Consider the following 20,687-nt stretch of genomic DNA (forward strand, 5'->3'; position numbering starts at 1 on the left):
CCGCGATCGCCAGCTCCGATCGATTCAGGAGTGCTCCTTCCCCATATTGACCGATTTCTGAAAGGCTGCCGCAAGCCCGTCTCGGACGGCGGCGTCGAAGCCGGCGGCGCGCATGGCTTCGATTGCAGCGGCGGTCGTCCCGCGGTAGCCGACAAACGCTTCGACCGTATCGGCGGGACATTCGCCGCTCTTCTCGAACAGACGCCCGGACCCGACGAGCACGGCGGTAACGGCGCGTCGAGCGGCGTCCGGTTTGATGCCGCGCGATACAGCGTCGCGCATCATGGCGTCAGCGAGGAGCGCCGGGAAGGCCGGCCCGGAGCCGGAAAGGCCGGTCAGATAATCGATGTCGCTCTCGCTTTCGACCTCGTCCTGCGCTCCGCAGGCCTCGAAAATTGCGCGCACCGCAGCGCGGTCTTGGTCGTTCACACCTTCCGAGCCGATCCAGGGCGTATAGGATTTGCCGACCTCAGCCGCGGCGTTAGGCAAGCTGCGGACGACCCTCTTCGTATTGTGATGTTCGGCCAACTGGCTCAAGCGAACGCCGGCCATGACGGAGATCACGAGCTTGCCATCGGCATCGATCGCGAGCGGCGGCCAATCAGCGGGCCGGACCGAGACAATGATCACGTCCGAACGGCTGGCCAACTGCTGATTGTCGGTGGTCCAGAAGCAACCGCTAAGGCGGTTCGGTTGCTGCGTGCGATAAGAGAGGGAAAGATTATGCGGCCGCACCAGACCTGCATTGAGGAGTGAAGCAGCAATTGCTCCACCGAGCCAGCCGCCTCCACCAACGATGCCAATCCGCAATGAGCCGCTCATCGTCGGTTATCCTCTCACCTCAGGTTTGTGGCCGTGCCGTGAAAAGAAGCGATCCAGCTCCCGCTGCTCTGGCACTTGGCCCGTATAGATGGCGATGTACTCGGGGATCCGCTTCATACGGGTCGCGACATCCTCTTGAGTCTGCATCGAGATATAGCCGATCTGAACCAGGTAGGTCGTGCGGGCGCGGACATCGGCGGTGATCTCCGAATGACCGAAACGGATAAACATCCGCTTGAGAGCTTCCAGTCGGACTTGATCGGCCCGCTGAACCTCGCTCAGGATGTCTTCGGACTGCAGTGCCCAGCTGCGCACGGCAAACTCGAATTTCGAATCGAATAGGTCCTTGTTCAGCCAGCAATCGAAAACGTTAAGCATCGCTTCGGCCAGAGATTCCGCATAGGCCTGCGATTGCTTCACGATATTGCCGGTATTCTTGTCCCGCCAACGGCCGATGAGCGCCGCCAACAGTTCTTCCCGGTCCTTGAAGAACCAGTAGAAGCTCGTTCGCGACAGGCTGAGCCTCTTTGCCAATGGCAGAATTTTTACCGAGTCGACGCCGCCTTCGAGCAGGGATTCATAGGCCGCCTCCAGCCATCCCTCCTGCGATCCGCGCCAGCCGCTATCGTTCAAAACCTGCTCCATAATGACTTCCTAACAAATTGTGAGAAGATACACAAGGGAAATGTACACATATGTCCATTAACCAGACCTAACTGTTTTCGATCTTGACACATATGTACATTCCCGCATAGCGTTCGAGCTGAAGTCTCTAAAGCGGAGCCCGGCATATGTCGAACGACCCCCTCCTTCAGCCCTATCAGCTCAAGCACCTGACGCTGCGCAACCGTATCATTGTGACCTCTCACGAACCGGCCTATCCGGACGACGGGATGCCGAAGGAGCGGTATCGCGCCTACACCGTGGAGCGCGCCAAGGGGGGAGTGGCGATGACCATGACTGCCGGCTCCGCGGCGGTCTCGAAAGACAGCCCGCCGGTGTTCAACAACCTGCTCGCCTACAGGGACGAGATCGTGCCGTGGATCAAGGAGATGACCGACGCTGTGCACGAAGAAGGCGCGGCGATCATGATCCAGCTCACCCATCTCGGCCGGCGCACGCGCTGGGACAAGGGTGACTGGCTGCCGGTTGTTGCTCCTTCCCATCACCGCGAAGCGTCGCACCGCGCCTTCCCCAAGAAGATCGAAGACTGGGACATTGAGCGGATCATCAGGGATTTCGCCGATGCGGCCGAGCGCATGAAGGCGGGCGGCATGGATGGTGTTGAGCTGGAGGCCTACGGTCACCTCCTCGACCAGTTCACCTCGCCGCTGACGAACGAGCTCGACGGTCCTTATGGCGGCTCGCTCGACAATCGCATGCGTTTCTGTTTCGACGTCCTGAAGGCGATCCGCGCGCGTGTCGGAGACGATTTCATCCTCGGTGTCCGTTACACGGCCGATGAATGTCTTCCCGGCGGGACGGGCAAGGAGGAAGGCATAGAAATCTCGAAGCGCCTGAAGGAAAGCGGGCTTATCGATTACCTGAACGTCATTCGCGGCCATATCGATACGGACGCCGGCCTTACCGACGTCATCCCGATCCAGGGCATGGCCAACTCACCGCATCTCGATTTCGCCGGCGAAATTCGCGCCGCCACGAATTTTCCGACCTTCCACGCCGCAAAGATCCCGGACGTGGCGACCGCGCGCCACGCGATTGCTTCCGGCAAGGTCGACATGATCGGGATGACCCGCGCTCACATGACGGACCCGCATATCGTCCGGAAGATCATGGAGAAGCGCGAGGACGACATTCGGCCCTGCGTCGGCGCGAACTACTGTCTCGATCGCATCTATCAGGGTGGGGCTGCCTACTGCATCCACAACGCCGCGACCGGACGTGAGCTCACCATGCCGCACACGATCGCGAAGGCCGAGCGCCGCAAGAAGGTGGTGATCGTCGGTGCCGGGCCCGCAGGCCTTGAGGCCGCCCGCGTCGCGGGTGAGCGCGGCCATGAGGTGGTCGTCTTCGAAGCAGCGAACGACCCAGGCGGTCAGATCCGTCTGACGGCGCAGAGTGAACGCCGGAGGGAAATGATCAGCATCATCGACTGGCGCATGAGCCAGTGCGAGAAGCTGGGCGTCACCTTCCACTTCAACACCTGGGCGGAGGCGGAAACCGTTCAGGCGGAAAATCCAAATGTCGTCATCATCGCGACAGGCGGGATGCCACATACGGACGTGCTCACCAAGGGCAACGAGCTCGTCGTCTCTGCCTGGGACATCATATCGGGCGACGTCAAGCCGGGCACCAACGTGCTGATCTTCGACGACGCCGGCGATCATGCCGGCCTGCAGGCTGCAGAGTTCCTCGCCAAGGCGGGGGCCAAGGTCGAGATCATGACGCCCGACCGGTCGTTCGCGCCGGAGGTCATGGCAATGAACCTCGTCCCTTACATGCGGTCACTTCAGAAGCTCGACGTGACCTTCACCGTCACCTACCGCCTGGAGGCGGTCGAGAAGAGCGGCAATGAACTCGTCGCCCATGTCGGCAGCGACTATGGCGGCGTTGCCAGGCAGCGGACATTCGATCAGATCGTCGTCAATCACGGCACCATTCCGCTCGACGAGCTGTATTTCGAGCTGAAACCGGAATCGAGCAATCTCGGGGAGATGTCGCACGAGCAACTGATCGCTGGCAGGCAGCAAACCGTCTGGCGCAACCCCGATGGCAAATTCCAGCTCTTCCGCATCGGCGACGCAGTCGCGGCGCGCAACACGCACGCAGCGATCTATGACGCGCTTCGGCTTCTCAAGGACATCTGAGCAAACACGGGTCGCCTGACCGGCGACCCGCCACTGCGTGTTTCCTTTAATCCTAGCCGATTGAAGAATAACAACATGCAGCACTTCAAAGTGCTACAGCGTCCTTTGCGCGTCTGATGAGACGCGCGGCGCTGTAGCCCTCCAGGGAGGAGAGACAATGACAGCTCGAACCGAAGCCCTTCAGGTGTTCGTCGACGCCGCGTCCATCGCCTTCGATCAGTTCGCACTGGAACCGCAATCACGTCGGTCGACCCGGCAGATCTTTTCCGCGCTGGAAGTGCCAGGCGTGCAAAGGTCCGGTCCCGGGAGCCGGCTGCCCGTATGTTCCCACCTCGACAGCGCGCTGGCGATCGAAACGGAACACGACTCGCTCCGCAACCTGATCGACCGCTTCAACGCGATCGAACCACTGCTCGAATGGCGCCGGCGCTCAAATTATGACGGTTCGGCGAGTGATAATTTCCACGACGGCCATGCGAATGCGATGATCATCGGACCCGGTGGCCTCGAACAGCGCACGGATGTGTGGATCGGCGTAACGGTGATGACACCTCACGTCCGCTACCCGGACCACAATCATCGACCGGAGGAAGTCTACCTCGTCCTTTCGGACGGGGCGTTTCGTCAGGGCGACGGGTCGTGGTTCAGACCCGGTTTCGGCGGCTCATTTTACAACGAGCCCGGCATCAAACATGCGATGCGCTCCTTCGAGAAGCCATTCCTGGCTTTCTGGGCGCTGCTTGCAGACCGCCCGGCATGAGCGTCCTCGGGACAATCAAGAAATAGAAGGAAGCAGCCATGAAAATCCTAGTCACGGTGAAGCGTGTGGTCGACTTCAACGTCAAGATCCGGGTGAAGGCGGATGGGTCCGGTGTCGAGCTGGCCAATGTCAAGGTGTCGATGAACCCGTTTGACGAGATCTCGGTCGAAGAGGCGCTGCGGCTGAAGGAAGCCGGCAAGGCTTCGGAAGTCGTCGTCGTCTCGGTTGGCCCGGCCAAGGCCGAGGAGACGCTGAGGACCGCGCTGGCCATGGGCGCCGACCGGGCGATCCTGGTCGAGACCGAGGACCAGGTCGAGCCGCTCGCTGTCGCCAAGATCGTCAAGGGTGTCGCCGAAGCCGAACAGCCGGGGCTGATCATCGTCGGCAAGCAGGCGATCGACGACGATTCGAACCAGACCGGCCAGATGCTGTCGGCGCTGCTCGGCTGGGCCCAGGGCACCTTCGCCTCCAAGGTCGAGATCGCCGACGGCAGGGCCAAGGTGACGCGCGAGGTCGATGGCGGCCTGCAGACGGTCGAACTGAAGCTGCCGGCGGTGGTCACCACCGATCTGCGCCTGAACGAGCCGCGTTATGCCTCGCTGCCGAACATCATGAAGGCGAAGAAGAAGCCGCTCGACAAGAAGAGCCCGGCCGATTTCGGCGTCGACACTTCGCCGCGGCTGAAGGTGCTGAAGACGGAAGAGCCGTCCGGCCGCAAGGCCGGCATCAAGGTCAAGTCGGTCGCCGAGCTCGTCGAGAAGCTCAAGGGCGAAGCCGGCGTATTGTAAGGTTCAGGAAAGGGAGAACAACACCATGGCCATTCTGCTTCTGGCTGACCACGACACCACCCACCTTTCCGACCAGACGGCGAAGGCGCTGACCGCGGCCACCAAGATCGGCTCCGACGTGCATGTGCTGGTCGCCGGTTCGGGCGTCAAGGCGATCGCCGATCAAGCGGCGAAGCTTGCCGGTGTAACCAAGGTGCTGGTCGCCGACGACGCCAGCCTCGGCAACAATCTCGCCGAGCCGCTCGCCGCAACGATCGTCGCGCTCGCCGGCGGCTACGACACCATCATTGCCGCCGCCACCTCGGTCGGCAAGAACGTTTTGCCGCGCGTCGCTGCACTGCTCGACGTCGCCCAGGTCTCGGAAATCATCGAGGTGGTCTCCGCCGACACCTTCAAGCGGCCGATCTATGCCGGCAACGCCATCCAGACGGTGCAGACGAGCGAAGCCAAGCGCGTCATCACCGTGCGCACCGCCTCGTTCGCCGCTGCCGCCGAGGGCGGTTCGGCCGCGGTCGAGACGGTTGCGGCCGCCGCCAATCCGGGGGTTTCGAGCTTCGTTGCCGATGCGCTGTCGTCGTCGGACCGGCCGGAACTGACCTCGGCGAAGATCATCATCTCCGGCGGCCGCGCACTCGGCTCGTCGGAAAAGTTCAAGGAAGTGATCCTGCCGGTCGCCGACAAGCTCGGGGCCGCCGTCGGCGCGTCGCGCGCCGCCGTCGATGCCGGCTATGCCCCGAACGACTGGCAGGTCGGCCAGACCGGCAAGGTGGTCGCCCCCGACCTCTACATCGCCTGCGGCATTTCCGGGGCGATCCAGCATCTCGCCGGCATGAAGGATTCCAAGGTGATCGTCGCGATCAACAAGGACGAGGAGGCGCCGATCTTCCAGGTCGCCGACTACGGCCTCGTCGCCGACCTCTTCGACGTCCTGCCGGAACTCGAAAAGGCGCTGTGAGCGGCCCCGGCGCCCAGCCAATCGAGCATGTAGTTAGCGACAAATAAGGATAACGACAATGGACGTACGCGCCGCCGTCGCCACTGAGGCCGGCAAACCACTGCAAATCATGACGGTTCAGCTCGAAGGGCCGAAGGCCGGCGAGGTGCTGGTCGAGGTCAAGGCGACCGGCATCTGCCACACCGATGATTTCACCCTCTCCGGCGCCGATCCGGAAGGGCTGTTCCCGGCGATCCTCGGCCACGAGGGCGCCGGCATCGTCGTCGACGTCGGCCCCGGCGTCACCTCGGTGAAGAAGGGCGACCATGTCATTCCGCTCTATACCCCGGAATGCCGCGCCTGCCCGTCGTGCCTCAGCCGCAAGACCAATCTCTGCACCGCCATCCGCGCCACGCAAGGGCAAGGGCTGATGCCGGACGGCACCTCGCGGTTTTCGATCGGCAAGGACAAGATCCACCACTATATGGGCTGCTCGACCTTTGCCAACTTCACCGTGCTGCCGGAGATCGCCGTCGCCAAGGTCAATCCCGACGCGCCGTTCGACAAGATCTGCTACATCGGCTGCGGGGTGACCACCGGCATCGGCGCGGTGATCAACACGGCACGCGTCGAGATGGGATCGACCGCGATCGTCTTCGGTCTCGGCGGCATCGGTCTGAACGTCATCCAGGGGCTTCGGCTTGCCGGCGCCGACATGATCATCGGCGTCGATCTGAACAACGACAAGAAGCCCTGGGGCGAAAAATTCGGCATGACCCACTTCGTCAACCCGAAGGAGGTCGGCGACGACATCGTGCCCTATCTCGTCAACATGACGAAGCGCGGCGCCGACCAGATCGGCGGCGCCGACTACACCTTCGACTGCACCGGCAATGTCAAGGTGATGCGCCAGGCGCTCGAGGCCTCGCATCGCGGCTGGGGCAAGTCGGTGATCATCGGGGTGGCCGGCGCCGGCCAGGAGATAGCCACCCGGCCGTTCCAGCTGGTCACCGGCCGCACCTGGATGGGCACCGCCTTTGGCGGCGTGCGCGGGCGCACCGACGTGCCGAAGATCGTCGACTGGTACATGGAGGGCAAAATCGCAATCGACCCGATGATCACCCACACGCTGCCGCTCGACGACATCAACAAGGGCTTCGAACTGATGCATTCCGGCGAGAGCATCAGGAGCGTCGTGATCTACTGACGCCGCGCGATTTCGCGTCGCCCCGACCGCCAGTGACCTGATCTGCAGCGATTCTAACGAAAAAAACACCCTCACTTGTGAGGCTGTTTTTTTGCGGCTTCCACGTGGTCGGGTTTGCTACCGGTCGATGACGAGGTCGCTCAGCGGTTTCGAGCAGCAGGGGAGGAAAAAGCCGGCGTCGATTTCCCTCTGCCGGATGCCGCCGGAGTGCTTCATGTCGACCGACCCGCTGACTAGCTTCGACTTGCAGGTCCCACATAGGCCGTTGGCGCAGGAAGACGGTATCCTGACGCCCGATTTCTTGGCGCAGGAAAGCACGGTCTGTTCGGCAGCCACCTCGATCGTGCGCGCCTGCTTGGCGAATTCGACCTTGAACGTCTTCGCTTCCGCCAGCTCCGGTACCGGGGGCGCCTCTTCTTCGAGGACGGCGGCATCGAAGCTCTCCTCGATATAGTTCGACGAGGGCACGCCCAGCTCGGCCGTGAGCCTGCGCGCCGCGGCCATGAAGGGCGCCGGTCCGCAGCACATGACCAAGCGCTCAGCGAGGTCAGGAACTGCGAGACTGAGGTATTCGCGGGAAATGCGACCGGAGAGACCCGGCCAGCAGCGCTCGCCGGTGACCTCTTCGGGAAGAAAATGAAGCCGCAGGCCTTTCATCCTGTTCGCGAGGTTCGTGAGTTCCTCGCGGAAGACAAGGTCTTTCGGCGTTCTGCCCGCATGCATGAACACGACATCGGCCGGCTCCGAAGTATCGGCCAATTCTCGTATCATCGACATCAGCGGCGTAATCCCGGACCCGCCTGACAGGAAAAGGAACTTGCCTCTCGGGCCGGATGGCCGGACGAACCGGCCAAGCGGACCATTGGCCCGCACCGCGACGCCGGCAGCGAGATTGTCGTGAAGCCAGTTCGACACCTTGCCGCCGGGGACGCGCTTGACCGTGATCGAGACCGCGTTCTTCCTGCAGGGCGACGACGATATGCTGTAGCAGCGGCTCTCGGCATCGCCGCCGAGCGCGAGGTCGAAGAGGAGATACTGGCCGGCAAGAAAGGCGAATTGCTTGCCGTCCGGAGCAGCGAACGTGAAGGTCTTCACGTCGTGGGTTTCCTGATGGACGTCGACGCAAACCAGCGTGTCGTCAACCTCGGGATTCCATTCTCCGCTCCGGCTGATGTCGGCGGTCGATGTTTGTGGTTTAAAATCCATGGGCGCGCATCCGGTTGATGTACCACGTTGCGAAATCGTCGAGATGACCTTCGGTGAAGCGGGAATAGGCGCCCGGCTCGTAAGCGGGATCCTGGATGCCGGCGTGAGAGCGTGCGACGAGCTCGGCGTCCTGGTCGGTCGTCGCGAGCCAGACGCTCGTCAGTTTATCGAGATCGTAGTCGACGCCTTCGACCGCATCCTTGTGGACCAGCCACTTGGTTCGAACCAGCGTCGTGTCGGCGGAAAGCGGGATGACGATCGACGTCACGGCATGATCGCCCATGAAGTGGTTCCAGCTGTTGTGCCCCCAGAGATGCGTGTCGCCGAGATCCTTCCGCGTGATGGAGCCGAGCAGCTTGGCCGATGCGGCGGTTGCATCCGGCGTCTGCGACTCGCCAGCACCGGCGATGATCAGTCGCTGCGTCCGGAAGTTGGTTGCTCCGTCGAGGACCGGCTCCACCGCCGATGATAGATGCCCCGCAGCTTCCCAGGCGGCCGTACGCTCCTGATACAGGGACTGGTGCAATTCAGCCTCTTCCCGGTCCTCCGGGCTCAGGCCCTCGGGGTCAAAGCCGAAGTCGAGATCGACGAACGAAACGCAGAGTTCCGGGTGATTGGCCGAGCAGTGGTAGCACTCGCGATTGTTCTCGATCGTGAGCTTCCAGTTACCCTTCTCGATCACGTCGGACTGGAACGCGACCTTGGCGTTGCGAATGTCGTAGGGGGCGAGCCGCTTCTCCATCACCTCTTCGAGGCGCGCAATGTCCTCAGGCGGATTGTCCGAAAGGCATACGTAAATCAGGCCGCCGATCGACTTGAAGTTGATCGGCTTCAGGCTCTTGCAGCTCTTGTCGAAATCGGCCCCCATGTGCGGGGCATGACTCAGCTCGCCGGAAAGCTCGTAGGTCCATTGATGGTAGGGACAGACGAGCTTCGACACGACGGTCGTTCCGGCATCCAGCAGCCGTGCACCACGATGGCGACAGACATTGTGCACGACGCGGATCTCACCATCGTCATCGCGAAGCAGGATGAGACTGGAGTTTCCGATGTCGACGACAGTAGCGTCGCCGGGTTCCGGAACATCGCATTCGAGGCCTATGCAGATCCAGTGTCTGCGGAAAAAGACCTCGAGGTCCGCTTCGAAGACGTCGCTGCGGGTGTAAAGACCCGCTGGCAACGAATGACCATCTGCGCGTGCGTCGAGCAGTGGCGATATGGAGGAAGAGAAGGTCTGAAGCATAAGGCACCCTTATCGTTGGATTGCTGAATCATCGGGTGAAAATGCCGCTTTCTCAACGGCAGAAATGGGCCTGCTTGACATAATGAAAAGTAATGCGAGATTCGGTGTCCGGATGAATGGAGCGCGCCCTTTCGCCACCGCTCTTTTGCAGGAACAGTTCACGGGGTTGCTTGTGGCCGGTTTGAGGAGAAAGTTGCCGCCACTTACGGGAATGACCGTCTTCGAAGCGGCTGCCCGTCTTGGAAGCTTCACCAGGGCGGCCGCTGAGCTCGGCGTGACACAGGCAGCCGTCAGTCGACAGATCCACCTGCTCGAGGAAGCGTTCGGCTTTCCCCTGTTTCGGCGGCTGCATCGAAGAATAGAGTTGACGGAGAAGGGAAGGCTGCTGTCGTCTGCCACGACCAGCGCCTTCAACCTCATTGCGGACACGGTTTCTGATATCACGAAGGACGAAGCCAGCGACGAACTGGCCATCTCCGCGACGGTGGCGTTCTCTCATTTCTGGCTGCTTCCCAAGATTTCCGCGTTCTCGCGGACCTACCCGCAGGTGAAACTGCGGATTATCACTCAGGACAAATCCACCGACATTGAAAGCGACGACATCGATCTTGCCATTAGGTACGGAAACGGAATGTGGCCCGACGGCCAGGCCGAATTCCTGTTTGACGACGAGATATTTCCTGTCTGCAGTCCCGAATATCTCCGGGAGATCGGAGAGATTTCGACGTTGGCCGAACTCGTCCAATATCCCCTTATCGCCAACGATACCGGCGATCCGACGTGGACCGGCTGGAATGAATGGCTGGCAGCATTTTCTGTTCAGGGCCCGAAAAGATCCACGGGGCTGCGCTGCAGCTTCTACACCGAGGCGATTTATGCGGCCCTGAACGGGCAGGGCATAGCACTGGGCTGGAAGCGCCTGGTCGAGGACTTGCTTAACCAGAATCGCCTGGTTCGCCTCACCGATGCGGCGATCAGCACGAGGAACGGCTACTTCGTCGTGCTTCCACGAAGGCAGAAGAAAAAGGAACACGCCGAGCTGCTTGTTCGGTGGCTAAGAACTTCGTCCGGGGCGTCTTAGATCATTTCATTGTTTCATTGAAACAGTGAAATGATCTAACTCTTTGAAACTACGCAATTCCGGACGGAAAACCGTTACACACTTTTCCTGGAATTGCTCGAGTTCCTCGCAGCTCCATCGCGAAGCTGGCGTGCTTGCGCACATCTGGTCCGGAACTCTCCTCGCCAGGCACATGCGGATCGTGGCGGACGTCGCAGGTCTGATCAAATAGTTCCAACCGACGCTGGCCTCATCGTCCTTTCGCCGATCAGGCTCATGCCGACAGGACGCTCGTTGGTCCTGGTGCGACGACATGGGCCGGCTTGGAGTACGGCTTCGGCCCACCGCGATGACGGCTAACCGTCCGATTTTCTGTGACGTTTCCTCACTAAAGCTCGTTGCGTGTATTCCATGCGTATAATGAGTGTATACCGCTGTAATACAATTTCCTTGACTCACCGCCCATCGAGTGCGACCTTGTGCGTATCGAGCCAACTTCCGACGTTCGAGGAGGTCCCTGTGAAGAGCGGCAAAAACGGTCTCTACGAAGATTTGAAACGGCAGATCCTGACGATGGAGCTCGATCCCGACGAAGACCTGGACGAGCTGGCGCTTAGCGAGCGGTACGGCGTGTCGCGGACTCCCGTGCGCGAAATCATCCGCCGACTTGAGGGCGAGGGCTACGTCGAGATTCGCGAGAACCGGGGCGCGCGGGTGGCGCCGATGAACCACTCGACGCTCAGGAACTTCTTTCTGGTCGCGCCGATGGTCTACGCGGCGATCGGTCGGCTCTCGGTACAGAACTTCAAGCCTAGGCAGCTCGTAGACCTCAAGGACACGCAGGAGCGGTTTCGCACCGCGGCCAGTTCCAAGGACGCCCCTTCGATGGTGCTGGAGAACAACCGTTTCCACGAGATCATGGGCGAGATGTCGGGCAACGTCTACCTGCAGCCCAGCCTCAGCCGCCTTCTGATCGATCACGCCCGCATCGGCCACACCTTCTTCCGCCCGCGGAACGAAGACATGGAGAAGCGCCTGCGTGTCGCCGTCGCGCATCACGACGCGTTCATTGCGGCGATTGCCGCGCATGACGAGGACGCGGTCGTCGACCTCGTCTTCGAACACTGGGAACTCTCGCGAGAGAACATGGAGATGTTCATCGCGCCGCAAGGCCTCAAGGCGGACGCCTTGGTCGATGGCCCGGTCACATTGTCGATGGAGAAACTGTCTTGAACTTCGAAGGTATCTACACGCCTGCGGTGACGCCTTACACCAACGGCACGATCGACAAGAAGGCGTTCGCCGAGGTTCTCGAATCTCTGATCGAGGCCAAGGTCCACGGGATCATCGTCGGCGGATCCACCGGGGAATACTACGCGCAGACGGCGCAGGAGCGCTTCGATCTCGCCGCCCACGCCAAGGACGTCATTGGCACGCGGCTACCGCTGATCGTCGGCACCGGTGCGACGCGGACGGAAGATTCGGTCGAATACGCCAAGGCGGCCAAGGATATCGGCGCCGATGCGATCCTGGTGTCGTCGCCGCCCTATGCCCTGCCGACGGAGCGCGAGAACGCCGTCCATGCGCTCACCATCGACCGTGCGGCCAACCTGCCGATCATGCTCTACAACTATCCGGCCCGGATGGGCGTGATGATGGGCGACGAATATTTCTCCCGCGTCGGCAAATCCAAGAACGTCGTGGCGATCAAGGAAAGCTCCGGCGACATGGGCAACCTCCACCTCCTGGCGCGGAAGTTTCCGCACATTTCGCTCTCATGCGGCTGGGACGACCAGGCGCTCGAATTCTTCGCCTGGGGAGCGAAAAGCTGGGTCTGCGCCGGCTCCAACTTCCTGCCGCGCGAACATGTCGCTCTTTACGAAGCCTGCGTGCTGGAGAAGAACTTTGACAAGGGCCGCGCCATCATGACGGCGATGCTGCCGCTGATGGATTTCCTCGAATGCGGCAAGTTCGTCCAGTCGATCAAGTTCGGCTGCGAGTTGAACGGGCTGAATGTCGGCGAGGTGCGCGCACCGCTGCGTCCCCTGAATTCGGAAGAAAAGCGAACCCTCCAGACCGTCGTCAGCAACCTGAAGCGGTCCGTCGCGCACATCACCTCGGGAGCCAACTATGCATGATCTTCTGACCGCAGCGGAATATACGGCGATCGCGAAGTCGATGTCCTATCCGTCGAGCGCCTTCATCGACGGAGCCTTCCGTCCGGCTCAATCGGGAAAGACCTTCAAGACGACCAATCCGGCCACCGGGGAAGTCCTGACGGAAATCGCCGCCTGCGATTCTGCCGATGTCGACTTTGCTGTCGCGAAGGCTAAGGGAGCATTCGAAGACGGCCGCTGGCATCTGCGCTCCCCCGGTGAAAGGAAGGAAGTCCTTCTCAAATTCGCGAGGCTGCTCGAGCGCAACCGACACGAACTTGCGGTCCTGGAAAGTCTCGACAGCGGCAAACCGATCCGCGAGGTCCAGACGATCGATGTGCCGGATACGATCCACACGATCCGCTGGCACGCGGAACTGATCGACAAGATTTACGACAACACCGCGCCGGTCGGATCGAATGCGCTGACACTGGTCGTACGCGAACCGATCGGCGTCGTCGGTCTGGTGCTGCCATGGAACTTTCCGCTGCTGATGCTCGCCTGGAAAATCGGGCCGGCGCTTGCGGCCGGCTGCTCCGTCGTGGTGAAGCCGGCGCAGGAGACGACGCTCACCGCGCTGAAGGTGGCGGAACTCGCCCATGAAGCCGGCGTTCCGGCGGGCGTCTTCAACGTGGTGACCGGCAGCGGCAAGGACGTCGGCGAGCCGCTCGGCATGCACATGGACGTCTCCATGGTCAGTTTCACCGGCTCGACCGCCACCGGCCGACGCTTCCTCCGCTACGCAGCGGATTCGAACCTGAAGCGGGTTGTTCTCGAGTGCGGCGGCAAGAATCCGGCCGTGGTCATGAACGACGTGGAGGATCTCGATCTGGTCGCCGAGCAGGTCGTCAACGGCGCCTTCTGGAACATGGGCGAAAACTGCTCGGCCACGTCGCGCCTCATCGTCCACGCCGAGGTCAAGGACGAGCTTCTGAAGCGCATAGGCGCCTATATGCGGGAATGGAGGATGGGCGATCCGCTCAACCCGAAAAACCGCATCGGATCGCTGGTCAGCAAGGCACATTTCGAGAAGGTGAAATCCTACCTCGAAACGGTCGAGGCCGAGAAGCTTTCGCTGCTCTTTGGCGGAGATACGCGTGAAGGCAACTTTGTCGAGCCGACCGTCGTCGACGGTGTCGGCCGCGATAGCCGTCTCTTCCAGGAGGAGATCTTTGGTCCGGTCCTTTCCGTCACGACGTTCAACAGCCTGTCGGAGGCGATCACCCTTGCCAATGACACCGTCTACGGCCTGACGGCATCGGTCTATACCGGCAGTCTCCGGAACGCGATCAAGCTGTCACGCGAAATCCGCGCCGGCGTCGTCACCGTGAACTGCTTCGGCGAGGGTGACGCGACGACGCCGTTCGGCGGCTACAAGGAATCCGGTTTCGGCGGCCGCGACAAGTCCATCTGGGCCCACGATCAGTACACCGAGCTGAAGACGATCTGGATCGATGTTTCGGATCGCTCTGTTGACGAGACCGTGCGATGAGCCAGCACGCGGTCAAGCGACTGCCCGTCGATACCGGAACATCCGGCTGGGAGGCGATCAGCACCCGCGGATTCCCGATGCAGACGCTTGAGAGCGACGTCCGCGCCGATTGGCTTGTCATCGGTGCGGGTTTCGCGGGCCTTTCGGCCGCGCGGAGATTGTCGCAACTGCGGCCGGGCGAGAAGGTCGTCGTGCTCGATGCAACAGAAGTTGCAAGGAGCACGGCGGGACGCAACTCGGGTTACATGATCGATGTGCCGCACAATCTTTCGTCCGGCGAGTATTCGGTCGCCGACGAGAAGTCGACGCTCCTCGAAATCGAGCAGAATCGTCTCGCAATCGCCTTTGCCGCGGAGGCTGCCGCCGAATACGGCATGTCGAGGGAGACATTCGATCCATCCGGCAAGATCAATGCCGCGGCAAGCGAACGCGGTCTGAAACTCAACGACAACTATAGCCGCTCGCTCACGCGCATCGGCGAAAAATCCGATCTCTTCGACGCGAAGCAGATGCGGGAGATTACCGGCTCGGATCATTACCTCGGCGGGCTCTACACGCCAGGCGCCGTGATGATCCAGCCGGCCGACTACATCCGCGGTCTGGCACGCGGCCTGGGCCCGAAGATCGAACTTTACGAGCGATCGCCCGTCCTCGAACTGACCCGGCAGGGCAAGCACTGGAAGGCACGGTCCAGCCGCGGCACGGTAACGGCCCCGAAGGTGATCCTTGGTGTGAATGGCCATGTCGAGAGCTTCGGCTATTTCCGCCGTCGGCTGACGCATGTCTTCACCTACGCATCCATGACGGCCGCCTTCTCGCAGGACCAGATCCGAAAGGGGATGACCGGCGTCGACCGGTGGGCGCTGCTGCCGGCGGACCCGATGGGCGCCACGGTGAGAAAGATCAGCAGCGGCGGACGTTCGCGCATCGTGATCAGGACCCGCTTCACCTATGACCCGAGCCTTGAGGTCTCAGCGAAGCGCGTTGCCGGAATTGCGGCAGAGCAGCGACGCTCGTTTGATGTCCGTTTTCCGGGACTTGAACGCCTGCCGTTCGAGTTCAGCTGGGCCGGTGCGCTTTGCCTCAGCAGGAATCATGTCCCGGCCTTCGGTGAGCTCGAGGAGGGAGTCTATTCCGCCTGCTGCGAGAACGGTCTCGGCACCGTCAAAAGCACCCTCGCAGGCATTATGGCGGCGGAACTCGCCACCAACACCGAGAGCGTGAATCTCGAGAAATACAAGGCACAGCCGAAACCGAGCAGGTTGCCGCCGGAGCCCTTGGCCTGGCTCGGCATCAACGCGGTCATCCGCTGGCAGGAATTGCGAGCTGGTCGGGAGGGCTAAGCCGACGACCACGCAATGACGAAGACTGAATGAACAGTCTTGGAAAAAGCAACGGGAACAGGAGGAGTGAACCGTGAAGTTACTGTGGAAAGCATTGTGCGCCGCTGCAATGGTCGGCCTGACCATGATGCCGGCCCGCGCCGAAGAGAAGACCATCGAGATGGGAACCATGGCGTGGGAGGACCTGACGCCGATCGCAGGCATCACCAAGAAGGTTCTGGAAGACGCCGGCTATACCGTGAACGTGACCGAATTTTCCGAGTGGGGCATCGCCTATGCGGCGCTGAGCAAGGGCGACATCCAGATCCTGGCGTCGCAGACCGACTATGTCGCCCAGGACTACTGGGACAAGAACAAGAACCGTCTGGAGAAGATCTCCCCCGTATCCCACGGTCTCTATCAGGGCGTGGCGGTGCCCAAATACGTCAACATCGACTCCGTCGACCAGCTAAACGACAACGCGGACAAATTCAGCGGAAAGATCATTGGGATCGAGCCGGGCGCGGGGCTGATGCGCGACACCGCGAACGCAGTCAAGGACTACGGCCTCAAGCTCCAGCTCGTCGAAGGCAGCACCGCGGCGATGACCGCGGCGCTTAAATCGGCAATCGACAGGCAGGAGTGGATCGCTGTCACTCTGTGGGAGCCGTCGTGGATGATGCAGAAGTACGACGTGAAGTACCTCAAGGACCCGAAGGGCGTCTTCCCGCCGCCGCAGACCTATTACTGGATCGGCCACAAGGGCTTCTCCGAAGAGAACCCGCAGGCGCGCGAGATCCTGGCGAGCGTTTATGTTCCGCTGGCTGACATCACCGCGATCAATGGCGCAGTCGGAGACGGCAAGAAGATGGAAGAGGTTGTCAAGGAGTGGACGGATAACCACGCCGACCTCCTGCAGCGCTGGGAAAACATCAAGAAGTATTGAGGTTTCAAACCGCAATTGGCCGCCTGGACACCCGTCCGGGCGGCCGCCGCCAAGGCTTGTGAAGACTTGAGACCTGCCAGCACAAGATTGGCTCCAACGGGAACAAAAAAATGGCAAGCATCCATACGAATGAAGTGCTGATCGACTGCCAATCGGTGTGGAAGATCTTTGGTGACAAGGCACCCGCCGCGATGGAAGCAGTTGCGAAGCGCGGTTTGTCGAAAAAGCAGATCCTGCAGCAATACAATTGCGTGGTCGGCGTTTCCGACGCCAGCCTGCAGGTCCATCGTGGCGAAATCTTCTGCATCATGGGATTGTCGGGCAGCGGCAAGTCTACCTTGATCAGGCTTCTCAACCGGTTGATCGCTCCAAGCTTCGGGAAGGTTCTGGTGAAGGGCAGGGATCTGTCGGCCCTCGACGCGACCGAACTCCGCCAGATGCGAGCCCAGAATATCGGCATGGTCTTCCAGAGCGTGGCCCTGCTTCCGCATCGAACGGTGCTCGAGAATGCGGCCTTCGGTCTCGAGGTGCAGGGCATTGCCAAAGCGGAGAGAAACCGGACCGCGCAAGCAGCGCTTGAGAAAGTCGGACTTGGCGACTGGCTCAATCGCTATCCCGCAGAACTGTCCGGCGGCATGCAACAGCGCGTCGGACTGGCGCGCGCCATCGCCTCGGATCCGGAAATCATTCTCATGGACGAGCCGTTCAGCGCGCTTGACCCGCTTATTCGCCGTCAGTTGCAGGACGAATTCCGGCAGCTCACGAAAGAACTCGGTAAATCGGCGGTGTTCATCACCCATGACCTCGACGAGGCCATCCGCATCGGCGATCGCATCGCGATCATGAAGGACGGCGTCATCATCCAGGTGGGGACTGCTGAGGACATCGTCTTGAACCCGGCCGATCAATATGTCGCCGACTTCGTCGCCGGCATTTCCCGCCTCCATCTGATCAAGGCCCATTCGGTCATGGTCCCGGTCGCCGACTATCAGCGACAGCACCCGGGTAGCGATATCGGCACCCTCGCCAGAACGTCGCCCGAGGCCGATATCGATGAGCTGATCGGCCTCGCCATGCAATCGGACCGTGACGCGGTCGCCGTTCTGGACAGCGGAACCGTCGTCGGAATCGTGACCGCGCGGAGCCTGCTTGCCGGTGTCAAGGGGACGCCGATCGGCGAGCAGGCTGCGGCAGCCTAGAGGAGCGTTCGCCATGGAGACTGCGGCTTTCGCGGATACGTTCGACGCGTGGACGGACTCGGCTCTGGAGTGGCTGAGCGACAACGGTGAATTCCTCTTCGACCTCGTGCGAACTCTGCTTGAAGGATTCTACGAGGGCATCCTGTGGCTGCTCGCGCTGCCGCCTTTCTATGTGGTGGCAATTGTTCTCGCCGTTGCCGGATGGCGGCTGGTCGGTGCGTGGTTTGGCGTCCTGAGCGGAACAGCCCTCGTCATTTGCGCGCTCATGGGGCTGTGGCCGGAAACCATGAGCACCCTGGCCCTGGTGATGACCGCGACCTCACTTGCGCTGTTGGTTGGATTGCCGATCGGCGTGGCAGCCGGTTTTCTGCCGGCGCTCGACCGATTGCTGGAGCCGGCCCTGGATCTCATTCAGACCCTGCCGCCTTACATCTACCTTCTGCCGGCCATTGCGCTTCTGGGTTACGGACCAGCGACCGCCCTCATCGCGACCTTCGTCGTCGCCATGCCTCCGGCCGTCCGACTGACATCGCTCGGCATCCGCATGACACCGCACGAATTCGTCGAACTGGGTCACGCGATCGGTACCACGAAATGGCAGATGTTCTTCAAGATCCGTCTGCCCTTCGCAATGCCGAGCATCATGGCGGGCATCAACCAGAGCCTGATGATGGCGTTTGGAATGGTCGTCATCGCCGGCATTGTCGGGTCAGGCGGTCTTGGCGAGACGATCTACGGGGCAATCCGCACACTCGATATCGCCAAGTCGATCGACGCCGCCATCGCGATCGTCGTGCTGACCATGGTGCTTGATCGCATCACCCAGAGCGCCGCCCGCTTCGGCAAGGGAGGAACACCATGAATCTGGATAGCTTTCAGTTTTCGCCGGGCACATACCTGGCGCCGGCCGTCGACTGGCTCAACGCCAACCTGCATCCGCTGTTCGCGTTGATCACCAGTGTCGTCGAGGCAGTGCTTTCGGGGATCGAGGCGACACTGCTCTCGCTGCCATCCTACATGCTGATCGCAGTCGTGATGCCTCTCGCTTTCTTCCTCGTGACTATACGGGCGGCCATCCTCGCGGGGCTGGCACTCGGCTTCTGCCTTCTGATGGGTCTCTGGGACGCTTCGATGCAGACGATTGCTCTCGTCACCGTGGCCGTGGCGATTTCCGTCCTGGTCGCATTTCCGCTTGGCATCCTCGCCTCTCGCATCAAGGCCGTCGAGGCGGCGATCCGCCCGGTTCTCGATATCATGCAGACCGTTCCTCCATGGGTCTATCTCATTCCAGCGGTCATGATCTTCAGCCTGGGGCGGGTGCCCGCGATCATCGCGACGATCGTCTACGGCATACCGCCGATGCTGCGCCTGACGACGCTCGCCTTCAACCAGGTTCCGAAGGACATGCTCGAACTCGGCCAGGCGATCGGCGCCTCGCCCCGCTCCATCCTCTTCAAGATCGAAATTCCCGCGGCAAAGCCGACCCTGCTCGTCGGCCTCAATCAATGCATCCTGCTGTCGCTTGCGATGGTCGTCCTGGCTGGCCTGGTCGGAGCGGGCGGGCTCGGCGCCGAGGTGACGCGGGGCTTGACGCGAATGGAGATGGGCCTTGGCCTGCGTGCCGGGCTTGCGATCGTTGCGGTCGCACTTCTTCTCGACAGGCTCTCGCGTGGCGCGCTTCAGCGTGACCGAACCCGGGCAACGGGCTGATTGGATCTCACCATGCGGCACAGCTTCTTCTGCATCGATTCACACACCTGCGGCAATCCGGTCCGGGTCGTCGCCGGGGGCGGTCCTTTGCTTCCGCATCTGCCGATTTTCGAGCGCCGCGAGATCTTCGTCCGCGACTATGACTGGATCCGCCGGGCGCTGATGTTCGAGCCGCGCGGCCACGACGTGATGTCCGGCGCCATCGTCTATCCCGCCTTCCGGGACGACTGTGACTTCGCGGCGCTCTTCATCGAAGTCAGCGGTTGCCTGCCAATGTGCGGCGCCGGCACCATCGGCCTTTCGACGGTCGTCATCGAGGAAGGTCTTGTCCGACCCAGAACGCCGGGCACCCTGTCGATCGAGACGCCGGCCGGAAAAGTGGACGTCAAGTACGAGATGGACGGCGCTTTCGTCAGAAGCGTCCGCCTGTTCAATGTCGCGAGCTACCTGCACGAAGCGGACGTGGAGGTCGATGTTCCCGGTGTCGGACGCCTCGTCGTCGACATCGCCTATGGCGGCAACTTCTACGCGGTCGTCGAGCCTCAGCGGAACTGGCCGGGCCTTGACGGCACGACAGCGTCCGAACTCGTCAGCCTCAGCCAGAAGCTCCGCGATGCGCTTGCAGACGTTTGCGATCCCGTGCATCCCGAGGATGAACGCATTCGCGGCGTCCACCACGCCATCTGGTGCGATCGCGCAAGGGACGAAACCGCCGACGGCCGCGGCGCGGTCTTCTATGGCGAGAAGGCGATCGATCGTTCGCCGGGCGGGACCGGAACGTCCGCCCGCATGGCGCAGCTCTACGGCAAAGGTCGGCTCAAGGTTGGCGAGACCTATCGAAGCGAAAGCCTGATCGGCACGGTTTTCGAAGGACGGGTCGAGGCGGCCACCAAGGTCGGGACGCACGAGGGCATCATGCCGAGCATCGGCGCATGGGCGCGGATCACCGGGCACAATACGATCTTCGTCGACGACCGCGATCCATTGGCCCATGGATTTCAGATCAGATGAACG

19 protein-coding genes are annotated in these 20,687 nt (G+C 61.6%); 15 read left to right on the top strand and 4 right to left on the bottom strand.

The window, feature by feature from the left end; genetic code table 11:
* Positions 1-24 precede the first annotated feature (24 nt).
* A complete protein-coding gene (locus tag FKV68_RS00605) occupies positions 25-822 on the bottom strand; it encodes a pyrroline-5-carboxylate reductase family protein (RefSeq protein ID WP_180939635.1) in 798 nt (265 codons plus the stop codon).
* Positions 823-828: 6 nt separating this feature from the next.
* Positions 829-1,467, bottom strand: coding sequence for a TetR/AcrR family transcriptional regulator (locus tag FKV68_RS00610; protein WP_180939636.1), 639 nt, complete (start codon positions 1,465-1,467; stop codon positions 829-831).
* A 146-nt stretch (positions 1,468-1,613) separates the two neighbouring features.
* On the opposite strand from FKV68_RS00610, the gene FKV68_RS00615 reads away from it, so the two are divergent.
* From FKV68_RS00615 to FKV68_RS00635, 5 genes are all read left to right on the top strand, one after another.
* Positions 1,614-3,650: an NADH:flavin oxidoreductase gene (locus FKV68_RS00615; protein WP_180939637.1), complete on the top strand. Its 2,037-nt coding sequence runs from the start codon at positions 1,614-1,616 to the stop codon at positions 3,648-3,650.
* Between the two features lie 157 nt (positions 3,651-3,807).
* Complete coding sequence (locus FKV68_RS00620) at positions 3,808-4,410, top strand: dimethylsulfoniopropionate lyase (protein WP_180939638.1); 603 nt, start codon at positions 3,808-3,810, stop codon at positions 4,408-4,410.
* Positions 4,411-4,448: 38 nt separating this feature from the next.
* Positions 4,449-5,198 (top strand): electron transfer flavoprotein subunit beta/FixA family protein, encoded by a 750-nt coding sequence (locus FKV68_RS00625; protein WP_180939639.1) that lies wholly within the window; start codon positions 4,449-4,451, stop codon positions 5,196-5,198.
* A gap of 25 nt (positions 5,199-5,223) precedes the next feature.
* Positions 5,224-6,153: an electron transfer flavoprotein subunit alpha/FixB family protein gene (locus FKV68_RS00630; protein WP_180939640.1), complete on the top strand. Its 930-nt coding sequence runs from the start codon at positions 5,224-5,226 to the stop codon at positions 6,151-6,153.
* Positions 6,154-6,211: 58 nt separating this feature from the next.
* A complete protein-coding gene (locus FKV68_RS00635; RefSeq protein WP_180939641.1) occupies positions 6,212-7,339 on the top strand; it encodes an S-(hydroxymethyl)glutathione dehydrogenase/class III alcohol dehydrogenase in 1,128 nt (375 codons plus the stop codon).
* Between the two features lie 117 nt (positions 7,340-7,456).
* On the opposite strand, the gene FKV68_RS00640 is transcribed toward FKV68_RS00635, so the two are convergent.
* Complete coding sequence (locus tag FKV68_RS00640; protein WP_180939642.1) at positions 7,457-8,545, bottom strand: FAD-binding oxidoreductase; 1,089 nt, start codon at positions 8,543-8,545, stop codon at positions 7,457-7,459.
* Positions 8,535-9,788 (bottom strand): aromatic ring-hydroxylating oxygenase subunit alpha, encoded by a 1,254-nt coding sequence (locus FKV68_RS00645; protein WP_180939643.1) that lies wholly within the window; start codon positions 9,786-9,788, stop codon positions 8,535-8,537. The genes FKV68_RS00640 and FKV68_RS00645 overlap by 11 nt, the downstream gene beginning before the upstream one ends.
* Positions 9,789-9,900: 112 nt before the next feature.
* Here FKV68_RS00645 and FKV68_RS00650 point away from each other — a divergent pair, with 112 nt between their 5' ends.
* The 10 genes from FKV68_RS00650 to FKV68_RS00695 all read left to right on the top strand — a co-directional run bounded on the left by FKV68_RS00650 (position 9,901) and on the right by FKV68_RS00695 (position 20,684).
* Positions 9,901-10,869: a LysR substrate-binding domain-containing protein gene (locus FKV68_RS00650; protein WP_245182037.1), complete on the top strand. Its 969-nt coding sequence runs from the start codon at positions 9,901-9,903 to the stop codon at positions 10,867-10,869.
* Positions 10,870-11,367: 498 nt separating this feature from the next.
* Entirely contained in the window at positions 11,368-12,081 is a 714-nt protein-coding gene (locus tag FKV68_RS00655; protein WP_180939644.1) for a GntR family transcriptional regulator, read from the top strand.
* Entirely contained in the window at positions 12,078-12,986 is a 909-nt protein-coding gene (locus FKV68_RS00660) for a dihydrodipicolinate synthase family protein (protein ID WP_180939645.1), read from the top strand. The genes FKV68_RS00655 and FKV68_RS00660 overlap by 4 nt, the downstream gene beginning before the upstream one ends.
* Entirely contained in the window at positions 12,979-14,496 is a 1,518-nt protein-coding gene (locus tag FKV68_RS00665; RefSeq protein WP_180939646.1) for an aldehyde dehydrogenase, read from the top strand. The genes FKV68_RS00660 and FKV68_RS00665 overlap by 8 nt, the downstream gene beginning before the upstream one ends.
* Positions 14,493-15,839 carry an NAD(P)/FAD-dependent oxidoreductase gene (locus FKV68_RS00670; RefSeq protein ID WP_180939647.1) on the top strand — a complete coding sequence of 449 codons (1,347 nt, stop codon included), beginning with the start codon at positions 14,493-14,495 and terminating at the stop codon, positions 15,837-15,839. The genes FKV68_RS00665 and FKV68_RS00670 overlap by 4 nt, the downstream gene beginning before the upstream one ends.
* 73 nt (positions 15,840-15,912) lie before the next feature.
* On the top strand, positions 15,913-16,764 hold the full coding sequence (locus FKV68_RS00675; protein WP_180939648.1) for a glycine betaine ABC transporter substrate-binding protein: 852 nt from the start codon (positions 15,913-15,915) through the stop codon (positions 16,762-16,764).
* Positions 16,765-16,874: 110 nt separating this feature from the next.
* A complete protein-coding gene (locus FKV68_RS00680; RefSeq protein WP_180939649.1) occupies positions 16,875-17,963 on the top strand; it encodes a quaternary amine ABC transporter ATP-binding protein in 1,089 nt (362 codons plus the stop codon).
* 13 nt (positions 17,964-17,976) lie between these two features.
* Complete coding sequence (locus FKV68_RS00685) at positions 17,977-18,825, top strand: ABC transporter permease (RefSeq protein WP_180939650.1); 849 nt, start codon at positions 17,977-17,979, stop codon at positions 18,823-18,825.
* Positions 18,822-19,673 (top strand): ABC transporter permease, encoded by an 852-nt coding sequence (locus FKV68_RS00690; protein ID WP_180939651.1) that lies wholly within the window; start codon positions 18,822-18,824, stop codon positions 19,671-19,673. The genes FKV68_RS00685 and FKV68_RS00690 overlap by 4 nt, the downstream gene beginning before the upstream one ends.
* Before the next feature lie 12 nt (positions 19,674-19,685).
* Positions 19,686-20,684, top strand: coding sequence for a 4-hydroxyproline epimerase (locus tag FKV68_RS00695; RefSeq protein ID WP_180939652.1), 999 nt, complete (start codon positions 19,686-19,688; stop codon positions 20,682-20,684).
* Positions 20,685-20,687 lie beyond the last annotated feature (3 nt).

Source organism: Sinorhizobium mexicanum (genome assembly GCF_013488225.1).
In the GTDB taxonomy this organism is placed as follows: Bacteria; Pseudomonadota; Alphaproteobacteria; order Rhizobiales; family Rhizobiaceae; genus Sinorhizobium; species Sinorhizobium mexicanum.

Bases quoted from the DNA above. Each gene is read 5' to 3' on its own strand.
- FKV68_RS00605 (WP_180939635.1), bottom strand. From the start codon at position 822: ATGAGCGGCTCATTGCGGATTGGCATCGTTGGTGGAGGCGGCTGGCTC.
- FKV68_RS00610 (WP_180939636.1), bottom strand. From the start codon at position 1,467: ATGGAGCAGGTTTTGAACGATAGCGGCTGGCGCGGATCGCAGGAGGGA.
- FKV68_RS00615 (WP_180939637.1), top strand. From the start codon at position 1,614: ATGTCGAACGACCCCCTCCTTCAGCCCTATCAGCTCAAGCACCTGACG.
- FKV68_RS00620 (WP_180939638.1), top strand. From the start codon at position 3,808: ATGACAGCTCGAACCGAAGCCCTTCAGGTGTTCGTCGACGCCGCGTCC.
- FKV68_RS00625 (WP_180939639.1), top strand. From the start codon at position 4,449: ATGAAAATCCTAGTCACGGTGAAGCGTGTGGTCGACTTCAACGTCAAG.
- FKV68_RS00630 (WP_180939640.1), top strand. From the start codon at position 5,224: ATGGCCATTCTGCTTCTGGCTGACCACGACACCACCCACCTTTCCGAC.
- FKV68_RS00635 (WP_180939641.1), top strand. From the start codon at position 6,212: ATGGACGTACGCGCCGCCGTCGCCACTGAGGCCGGCAAACCACTGCAA.
- FKV68_RS00640 (WP_180939642.1), bottom strand. From the start codon at position 8,545: ATGGATTTTAAACCACAAACATCGACCGCCGACATCAGCCGGAGCGGA.
- FKV68_RS00645 (WP_180939643.1), bottom strand. From the start codon at position 9,788: ATGCTTCAGACCTTCTCTTCCTCCATATCGCCACTGCTCGACGCACGC.
- FKV68_RS00650 (WP_245182037.1), top strand. From the start codon at position 9,901: ATGAATGGAGCGCGCCCTTTCGCCACCGCTCTTTTGCAGGAACAGTTC.
- FKV68_RS00665 (WP_180939646.1), top strand. From the start codon at position 12,979: ATGCATGATCTTCTGACCGCAGCGGAATATACGGCGATCGCGAAGTCG.
- FKV68_RS00670 (WP_180939647.1), top strand. From the start codon at position 14,493: ATGAGCCAGCACGCGGTCAAGCGACTGCCCGTCGATACCGGAACATCC.
- FKV68_RS00680 (WP_180939649.1), top strand. From the start codon at position 16,875: ATGGCAAGCATCCATACGAATGAAGTGCTGATCGACTGCCAATCGGTG.
- FKV68_RS00685 (WP_180939650.1), top strand. From the start codon at position 17,977: ATGGAGACTGCGGCTTTCGCGGATACGTTCGACGCGTGGACGGACTCG.
- FKV68_RS00690 (WP_180939651.1), top strand. From the start codon at position 18,822: ATGAATCTGGATAGCTTTCAGTTTTCGCCGGGCACATACCTGGCGCCG.
- FKV68_RS00695 (WP_180939652.1), top strand. From the start codon at position 19,686: ATGCGGCACAGCTTCTTCTGCATCGATTCACACACCTGCGGCAATCCG.